Below are 8,765 nucleotides of genomic sequence, written 5' to 3' on the forward strand. Positions count from 1 at the left end.
CAACTTCAACTGCTGACTGCAACTTCAACTGCTGACTGCAACTTCAACTGCTGACTGCAACTTCAACTGCTGACTTCAACTTCAACGACTGCTGCTACTTCAACTGCTACTACTACTTCAACCGCCGCTGTATGCCGAAAATACCGGCCTCAGGCCATGATGCCACCCGAGGCCGGCCGGGCTACAGCAAGCAGCTCACCGGCTGATCGGCGGGTACTCGAGCTCGCCGAACGTGTATTGGCCGCTGGCCTTCGCTTGCGCCAGTTCCTGTTGAACGTCAGCACGCGACTTCGCGCTGCCCGACGTTGCAACGACCGGCGGGTACTGCAATTCGCCGAACGTGTATTGACCGCTGACCTTGGCTTGTTGCAGCTCGGCTTGCACTTCCTGCGAGCTCAAGCTGGTCTTTTGGGGCAGGGCGGGCGGATAGTCCAGCTCGCCGAACGTGTACTGGCCGCTTGCCTTCGCTGCTTGCAGTTCCGTCGCCACTTGGGCGCTGCTCTTCGCTTGTTCAACGCCGGCGGCTTGTGCGCCGACACCGGCCAGGGCCAGGGATAGGAAAAGGGTGGTTGCTAGGGTTTTCATGGTGAGACCTCCAATTCGTCGTAAAGAGGGACCGAATCCGGCGGCACTCCGTCGTGGTTCGTTTGCTGTTCCCGATGGACTGAATTGTGCGCGCCTTCCCACCTGGGATAAACCCTTAATCCCTGAAAACATCTTTCCAAATAACCGAGTAATAGGTCGGACTGAAAGAATTAGCCCCATCAATGGAATGGTTAAGCCCAATCCCAGAATCATCAAACCGCAACAACCAGCCCACTATGCAAAAAAAACCCCTGCCGAAGCAGGGGCTTTCCAAAAGGCGGTGCGTCAGGGCTTCTTGAAATCCCCCGCCAGCGCCGTGCTGAAGCCATCCGGGCGCACGTACTTGCGCAGCGCCGCGTTCACCGAGTCAGGCGTCAAGGCGGAAATCTTCTTGTCCATTTCCGCAGACCACGCGAACGTGCGACCACGCTCCAGATAGTCCAGCCACGTGCTCGCCAGCACGTCGTCCTGCGCCCGCGCCAGATTCCGGTAGTTCAGCAGGGCCGTGATGCCTTCCGTGATTTCCTTCTCCGAGAAACCGTCCTTCAGCACTCGCGCCAGTTCTTCGTTGATCGCCTTCTCCAGCCGCTCGCGATTCTGCGGCGCATAGATTGCGTAAATGCTCCAGCTTGCGGTGGGTTCAAACGCCGACACCGACAGCGAACTGCGCACGTTGTACGACAGGCCTTCCGTCTCGCGCACCCGGTTCCACAAGCGCGAGGTTTCCGACGCACCGAACAGGTAATTGGCCAGATACAGCGCCGGATAGTCCGCGTCCGTATCCTGCACCTTCAGCGGCATGCGCGACAGATAGAACGCGTTGGCCTTGTCCGGCGTTTCGATATCGAACTGCTTGGCCGGTACGTCGCGGTACGGGTTCGGCACGCGGGTGTAGGCCGGCGCCTTCTTCCATCCGGCCAGTCCCGTGCGCAGCGACTTCTCCACCGCAGCGGGCTCGAAATCGCCCACCGCCGAGAACTCGATATCGCCCGCGCCGTAGAACTTGGCGTGGAACTTTGCCAGGGCCTCGCGGTTCAGGCCGCGCACGCTAGCCAGCGATTCTTCGAACGTCGGCACGTAACGCAGGTCGTCCGCAGGCCACGGATTGTCGTGGCGGGCCAGCGCACGGCCGGCCAGGGCCGACGGTTCCGTCATTGCGTTCTGGATCGAGGTTTCAAGCTGGCGTTGATATTCCTCCAGCTGCTCCTTCGGGAAGCTGGCGTTGCGGATGATCTCCAGCGCCAGCGCTGTCAGCTCGGGCAGATTTTCGCCCTTGGTCGACATCGCCACCTTTAGTGTCGTGCCGGCGCCGCTGAAGCCAAGTTCAGCCTGCAGCTTGTCCAGGCGGTCCTGGATATCCTGGCGCGACAGCTTGTCCGTGCCGCGCAGCAGCAGGTCCGCAGCCGCGCTCGAATTCACGCGCTGGCCCAGCAGGTCCTTCTCGTTGCCGAACTGGATCAGCATCTGCGCCTGCACACGGCTGCCCCGCGTCGCCTTGGGCAGCAGCGCCAGTTTTACCGGGCCATTGGGCAGGTCAAGCGTCGTGCGTTGCGTCAGCTTGTCGATGTTGGCCGGCGACGGATCGAACGCCGACGCCGCCTTGAAGTCCGGATCGCCCTTGTAGTCCTTGAACACGGCGGTGAGGTCCACGCGATCCGTCTGCGGCGCGCGCACCGGCTTTTCGGTCGGAATGTAGCGGCCTTCGATGCGGTTGCTCTGCACCAGATAGGTCGTCGCGGCCCTCTGCACCTCGGCCAGCGTTGCCTGGCGGGCGCGGTCGCGTTGCAGGAAGAACAGGCGCCAGTCGCCCGCGGCGATCGCTTCGGACAGCGCCACGCCCACCTGCTCCGGATCGCTATATGTCTGTTCCCACGACGTCAGCCACTTGCTGCGCGCGCGGTCCAGTTCCTGCTCCGTGAAGGGCTTCTTGCCGAGCGATTCCAGCGTGCCCGTCAGCGCCTTCATCGCCGCGTCCAGGTCCTTGCCCGGCGTCAGTTGCGCGGCGAACATCGCCAGCCCCGGATCCAGGTTTTCCATCGTGAAACCGAACACGCCCGAGGCCAGCTTGGTCGGCACCAGGGCATGGTACAGGCGGCCCGACGGCGTGTCCGCCAGGATCGTGGTCGCCAGGTCGAACGGCACGAAGTCCGCGCTGGCGCCGGCCGGAATGTGATACATCGCCGCGACCAGCGGCGTGCCGCCGGTGCGGCGCAGCGTCACCGAGCGTTCGCCGTCCTGCGCCGGCTCCACCGTGTATTCCGGCGGCAGCTTGCGGTCGGGCTTGGGCAGCTTGCCCAGCGTGGCCTCGATGTCTGCCAGCGTCGTCTGCGGGTCGAACTTGCCCGCCACGATCAGCACGGCGTTATCGGGCTGGTAACACTCGTGATAGAACGCGCGCAGCTGGCCGATGTCCACGTTTTCGACGTCGGAACGCGCGCCGATCGTGTTCTTGCCGTAGCTGTGCCACTGGTAGGCGGCCGCCTGCATCTTCTGCATCAGGATGCGGAACGGGCTGTTCTCGCCGCTTTCCATCTCGTTGCGGACCACGGTCATTTCCGAGTCCAGATCTTCCTTGGCGATCAACGAATTGACCATCGCATCGGCCTGCCAGCCGAGATACCACTTCAGCGTCTCGGGGTTGGCCGCGAAGCTGGCGAAGTAATTGGTGCGGTCGCTGGACGTCGAGCCGTTGGCCTGCAAGCCGCGGCGCGAGAACTCGCCCATCGCGTTGCGCGTGGTGGACGTACCCTTGAACAGCATGTGTTCCAGCAGGTGCGCCATGCCGGTCTGGCCGTAGTTTTCATTGCGCGAGCCCACCAGGTACGTCATGTTGACCGTGGTGGACGGCTTGGATTCGTCGGGTACCAGAAGCACCCGCAGGCCATTGGCCAGGCGGTATTCGGTGATGCCTTCGATCGAGGCGGCCTCCGTGACGCCGGCCGGCAGGCTGGCGGCTCCGGCCTGAAAGGCCATGAAGGAGGAAAACAGCAGCACGCCTAGCGGGCGCGGCAGCTTCGACAGGGACAAGCGCATGGCGGACTATTCCTTTGGCATGGCAGAATCCGTTGGAGTGTATACGTTGGCAATGGTTCAGGCGGCCCGCCGCCACGCCGAGGAAGTTGATATGTCCCTGACCGTCGAAGTCGAAACGCCTCGCCTTGTGCTGCGGCAATGGCGCGCCGCGGACCGCGCGCCGTTCGCCGCCCTTAACGCCGACCCGCAAGTGACGCAGTTCCTGTTGCCGTTGACGCCCCAGGAAAGCGACGCGCTGGCCGACAGGCTGGCCGCGGGCATCGACGAACACGGCTGGGGCTTCTGGGCCGTGGAAGTGCCGGGTGTGGCTCCCTTCATCGGTTTCGTCGGCATCAAGCCGCTGGCGCCTGTCCTGCCCTTTGCGCCGGGCGTGGAGATCGGGTGGCGCCTAGCCCAACCGTTCTGGGGACGGGGCTATGCGAGCGAAGCAGCCGACGCGGCGTTGCGGGTGGGCTTCGAACAGGTCGGCGCGGACGAAATCGTGGCCTTCACCGCCGCGGACAACATGCGGTCGCGCGCCGTGATGGACCGTCTGGGCATGGCCGCCGAACCGGAACTCTTCGATCATCCGGCCGTGCCAGCGGGACACCCGCTGCGCGCGCACGTGCTGTACCGCCTGGGACGCGAGGCCTGGCGCCGTCGGCGGGAGGCGGGCGGCGCCAATGATGGCGCCATCTTTGCGGCGGCTTGATGGACCGCCAAGCCGCGCCGGGCTTGATGGTGCGATGCAGCAGTCCAGTTTTCCCAAGGGATTTGAACCCCTTCCGGTCGCGGGTGTAAGCTTTCAAGGACGCATTAGCTGTTGCTGACGGGATGCGCGACGGCCGTCTTACCGGCTTCCCGTCCAACGCCAGACGCCGCCTTCGCGCGGCGCCGGTGCTTGTCGTTCGCGCCTTCGCCGCCGGCATCCTGCCGGCGCATTCTACGGAGGAACGACCCATGCTGACCGAAATCGTCACGCGTGCCTTGTCCCAACTGACTGGCAGCGCCCTCAACGGCGATGGCATCAAAGGACAGTTTCAATACGCTTATGCCAGTGATGACGGCCAATACGTGGCCATACTGACCCATGACATGACCACCTATGTGGTGGATCTGAGTACGCAGCGGTATTTCGCGGAGTGTGGTGGATCGCCTCGCGGATTTGCCGGCCATGTGCTTGAAATGGAGGGCGCCACCGCGCGCTCCCATCCGTGGCCCGCCGCGCAAGATTTGTTCGACCTGGACATGGATGCCGACGAATTGTCGTGGCGGCAATGCCCCGGTCTGCGCCACATGAGTACGCGCGCGCATCGATCTGTGGAGAGCCGCGCCGCCTGAGAGTGGCCAGAAGCGGCAACGTTTCACTGAACCGGCATCACCGCCGGTTTTTTTTCGTCCTCTTCATGCCGGCATGCAGCGCCGTCGCTAAAATTCCCGCCATGAAAACGCCCGCCGAACTCCACGCCCCGCAAGGCGCCACGCTGGTCGACTGCACGCACGAGCGCCACGCCGACCAGATCCTGGCCATCTTCAATGACGCCATTGCGACGTCGACCGCGCTGTACGACTACAAGCCGCGGCCGCGTGAGGCCATGGACGGATGGTTCAAGACCAAGCAGCAGGGCGGTTTCCCCGTTGTGGGGCTTGAGAATGCCGACGGCGAATTGATGGCGTTTGCCAGCTACGGCACGTTTCGCGCGTTTCCCGCGTTCAAGTATTCGGTCGAGCATTCGGTGTACGTGGACGGGCGTTTCCGCGGCCGCGGCCTGGGTGAAGCGATGATGGCCATCCTGATCGAACGGGCGCGCGCCAATGGCGTGCACGTGATGGTCGGCGGTATCGACGCCTCGAATCAGGGCAGCATCCGCCTGCATGAAAAGCTGGGGTTCGTGCATGCCGGCACGATCCGCCAGGCCGGCTTCAAATTTGGGCGCTGGCTCGATCTGGCGTTCTATCAATTGACGCTGGACACGCCCGAAAACCCGGTCGACGGCTAAGAACGCCAACCGCGGCGGCGGCATCGCCGCCGCGCCTGCGGTGCTACTTCGACAGCACCCGCATTGCCTGCTCCAGGCCGGCGACCGTCACGGGATACATGCGGTCCTGCATGATGTCGCGCATCAGTGCGATGGACTGGCGGTACTGCCACGACGCCGTGGGCTCGGGGTTCAGCCAGACCGACTTGGGCCACGCGTCCAGCAGCCGGCGCATCCATTCGGCGCCGGGTTCCTTGTTGTAGTGCTCGACCGAACCGCCCGGCTGCAGGATCTCGTACGGGCTCATCGTGGCGTCGCCGACGATGATCAGGCGCCAGTCCGGGTTGTACTTGCGCAGCACGTCCCAGGTGTCGAAGCGCTCGTTCTGGCGGCGGCGGTTGCTTTGCCACAGGCTTTCGTACGGGCAGTTGTGGAAGTAATAGACCTCTAGATTGCGGAACTCGCTGCGGGCCGCCGAAAACAGTTCCTCGACCCGGCCGATGTGGTCGTCCATGCTGCCGCCCACGTCCAGCAGCATCAGCACCTTCACCGTGTTGTGGCGCTCCGGAATCATGCGCAGGTCCAGATGGCCCGCGTTGCGCGCCGTGCTGGCGATGGTGTCGTCCAGGTCCAGTTCCAGTTCGGCGCCCTGGCGCGCAAAGCGGCGCAGGCGGCGCAGCGCCACCTTGAAGTTGCGCGTGCCCAGTTCGACCTGATCGTCGTAGTCCTTGAACTGGCGCATGTCCCAGACCTTGACCGCCGTGCGGTTGCCGGCCGATGCGCCGCCGACGCGGATGCCTTCGGGGTGATAGCCGCCGTTGCCGAACGGCGAGGTGCCGCCCGTGCCGATCCACTTGCTGCCGCCGGCGTGGCGTTCCTTCTGCTCGTCCAGGCGTTCCTTGAAGAGCTCCATCAGCTTGTCCCAGCCGTGCTTTTCGATGGCGGCCTTTTCTTCGGGCGACAGGCTTTTTTCGAACTGCTTGATCAGCCAGTCGAGCGGGATGTCCTTGCCCGCGGGCAGCGCGGCTTCGATGCCGCGGTAGTACGCGCCGAAGGCCTTGTCGTAGCGGTCGTAGAGGGACTCGTCCTTGACGAGTGTGGCGCGCGCCAGGAAGTAGAACTCGTCCAGCGTGGGCGACATCAGATCCTGGCGCAGGGCGTCCACCAGCGTCAGGTATTCGTTGACCGAGACGGGCAGCTTGTGCGCCCGGAGGTGATAGAAGAAGTCGATCAGCATGTGCGGGCCACCCGTGGATGCCGGATCAGCGGCGCTGGCCGCCGCGCGTCATGGCCGCAAGGCGTTCCAGCAGATGCACGTCCTGCTCGTTCTTGAGCAGCGCGCCAGCCATCAGCGGCACGGCAGTCGCCGTATGCGCGTCGATCTGCGCGGCCGTGACGTCTTCGGCCAGCAAGAGGCGCAGCCAGTCCAGCAGTTCGGACGTGGACGGCTTTTTCTTCAGCCCGGGCGCATCGCGCAGCGAGAAGAACGTGTCGAGCGCGGCGCGCAGCACGTCCTGCTTCAGATCGGGGTAGTGGACGGCCACGATGTCGCGCATCGTTTCGCGGTCCGGAAAGCGGATGTAGTGAAAGAAGCAGCGGCGCAGGAACGCGTCGGGCAGGTCCTTTTCGTTGTTCGACGTGATGATGACGAGCGGACGGTGGCGCGCGGCGATGGTCTCGCGCGTTTCGTACACATGGAATTCCATGCGATCCAGCTCGCGCAGCAGGTCGTTGGGGAATTCGATGTCGGCCTTGTCGATCTCGTCGATCAGCAGCACCACCGGCTCGTGCGACTGGAACGCCTGCCACAGCGTGCCCTGCACGATGTAGTTGCGGATGTCGCGGACCTTTTCATCGCCAAGCTGCGAATCGCGCAGGCGCGACACGGCGTCGTATTCGTACAGACCCTGATGCGCCTTGGTGGTGGACTTGATGTGCCATTGCAGCAGCGGCCGGCCCAGCGCGCGGGCCACTTCCTCGGCCAGCATCGTCTTGCCGGTGCCGGGTTCTCCCTTGATGAGCAGCGGGCGCTGCAAGGTGAGAGCGGCGTTCACGGCGAGCTTGAGGTCATCGGTGGCGACGTAGCTGTCGGTGCCATCGAAGCGGACTGGCTTGGCGGATGAGGCGGTCTGGGCTGCGGACATGGTTTGATGGCTTCTGTGGTTTGATTGGGATCAACACTAACGCAAGGTATTAATCCTGAGCAATTATCGTACAATCAGGCGGTTTTGCTTTGGGTTCCACCCGCAACGTGTTTGCAGAGGGCCTTTTCGTGTGAGCAGGCCCTAGTCCTTAGCCATACCAAGAAGAGTCATTCCAATGAAGTTGCGAACCTCTCTGAAGTACACGGTTTCCGTGTTGGCCACGATGGCGTCCTGTGCGATCGCCGGCCAGGCTGTTGCTGCAGACGCAGCGCCGGTCGGTAATGTCCAGAACGCCCGCGACAAGGTTTCGATGTGCATCGGTTGCCACGGAATCCCGGGCTACAAGGCATCGTTTCCCGAGCTCTACCATGTTCCGATGATCGCTGGCCAGAACGCCAAGTACATCGAAACCGCCCTCAACGAGTACAAGAAAGGCGCGCGCAGCCATCCCACGATGGACGCCATTGCCGGCAGCCTGTCCGATCAGGACATTGCCGATCTGGCCGCGTACTACTCGAATCTCAAATAAGGGGGCAAAACCATGAACCGCACCATGCTTGCCCTTGCGGGCGCGACCCTGGCCATTTCGGGTGCTGCTGCCCAGGCGCAGGACCTGGCGGCCGGCAAAGCCGTCTTCGAGAAATTCAATTGCGCGTCTTGCCACGGCGCCGATGCCAAGACGGCCGTGGATCCTGCGTATCCGACGTTGGCCGGGCAGCACGCCGACTACCTGGTCCATGCGCTGAAGGCCTACAAGCGGGGCGCCTCCGGCAGCGCCGCCACGGCCAATGTGCGCAAGAACCCGATCATGGGCGCCTTCGCCACGCAGCTGTCCGACCAGGACATCTCCAACGTGTCGGCGTGGCTGGCCACGCTGCCCAGCGATCTGGGCGTGCGCCGCTAGGACGCAACGGCTCCGGCCGACGTGAATGAAAAACCCTCGCTAGTGAACTGACCCCCAGAAGTTGGACGGTCGACTAAAGCCCGAAGGCCTGAGCTCGGTATTGCACCGGGCTCAGGCCTTTTAGCTTGAGCTTGATGCGAT

General features: G+C 63.5%; 10 protein-coding genes. 5 read left to right on the forward strand and 5 right to left on the reverse strand.

Annotation, left to right across the window (positions count from 1 at the left end; translation table 11 throughout):
• Window positions 1-195 precede the first annotated feature (195 nt).
• Both RT697_RS26000 and RT697_RS26005 read right to left on the reverse strand, forming a co-directional pair.
• A complete protein-coding gene (locus tag RT697_RS26000) occupies window positions 196-585 on the reverse strand; it encodes a DUF4148 domain-containing protein (RefSeq protein ID WP_312437179.1) in 390 nt (129 codons plus the stop codon).
• Window positions 586-870: 285 nt separating this feature from the next.
• Window positions 871-3,618: a pitrilysin family protein gene (locus tag RT697_RS26005; RefSeq protein WP_313702527.1), complete on the reverse strand. Its 2,748-nt coding sequence runs from the start codon at window positions 3,616-3,618 to the stop codon at window positions 871-873.
• A gap of 91 nt (window positions 3,619-3,709) precedes the next feature.
• On the opposite strand from RT697_RS26005, the gene RT697_RS26010 reads away from it, so the two are divergent.
• From RT697_RS26010 to RT697_RS26020, 3 genes are all read left to right on the forward strand, one after another.
• On the forward strand, window positions 3,710-4,309 hold the full coding sequence (locus tag RT697_RS26010) for a GNAT family N-acetyltransferase (RefSeq protein ID WP_313702528.1): 600 nt from the start codon (window positions 3,710-3,712) through the stop codon (window positions 4,307-4,309).
• Between the two features lie 248 nt (window positions 4,310-4,557).
• On the forward strand, window positions 4,558-4,938 hold the full coding sequence (locus RT697_RS26015; protein WP_313702529.1) for a hypothetical protein: 381 nt from the start codon (window positions 4,558-4,560) through the stop codon (window positions 4,936-4,938).
• A gap of 101 nt (window positions 4,939-5,039) precedes the next feature.
• Window positions 5,040-5,597 (forward strand): N-acetyltransferase family protein, encoded by a 558-nt coding sequence (locus RT697_RS26020; protein WP_313702530.1) that lies wholly within the window; start codon window positions 5,040-5,042, stop codon window positions 5,595-5,597.
• 43 nt (window positions 5,598-5,640) lie between these two features.
• Here RT697_RS26020 and RT697_RS26025 read toward each other — a convergent pair whose 3' ends face one another.
• Together RT697_RS26025 and RT697_RS26030 are read right to left on the reverse strand one after the other, a co-directional pair.
• Window positions 5,641-6,813, reverse strand: a complete 1,173-nt coding sequence (locus RT697_RS26025; protein ID WP_175184131.1) for a VWA domain-containing protein — start codon at window positions 6,811-6,813, stop codon at window positions 5,641-5,643.
• Window positions 6,814-6,838: 25 nt separating this feature from the next.
• Window positions 6,839-7,720 carry a MoxR family ATPase gene (locus RT697_RS26030; RefSeq protein ID WP_175123151.1) on the reverse strand — a complete coding sequence of 294 codons (882 nt, stop codon included), beginning with the start codon at window positions 7,718-7,720 and terminating at the stop codon, window positions 6,839-6,841.
• 175 nt (window positions 7,721-7,895) lie between these two features.
• On the opposite strand from RT697_RS26030, the gene RT697_RS26035 reads away from it, so the two are divergent.
• Together RT697_RS26035 and RT697_RS26040 are read left to right on the forward strand one after the other, a co-directional pair.
• Complete coding sequence (locus RT697_RS26035; RefSeq protein ID WP_313702531.1) at window positions 7,896-8,249, forward strand: cytochrome c; 354 nt, start codon at window positions 7,896-7,898, stop codon at window positions 8,247-8,249.
• Between the two features lie 12 nt (window positions 8,250-8,261).
• A complete protein-coding gene (locus RT697_RS26040; RefSeq protein ID WP_313702532.1) occupies window positions 8,262-8,624 on the forward strand; it encodes a cytochrome c in 363 nt (120 codons plus the stop codon).
• Between the two features lie 73 nt (window positions 8,625-8,697).
• Here RT697_RS26040 and RT697_RS27120 read toward each other — a convergent pair.
• Window positions 8,698-8,765: IS3 family transposase (locus tag RT697_RS27120; protein WP_370126299.1), on the reverse strand; the 68-nt coding region annotated here is incomplete at its 5' end.

Source organism: Achromobacter sp. (assembly GCF_032113835.1).
Taxonomy (GTDB): domain Bacteria; phylum Pseudomonadota; class Gammaproteobacteria; order Burkholderiales; family Burkholderiaceae_B; genus Achromobacter.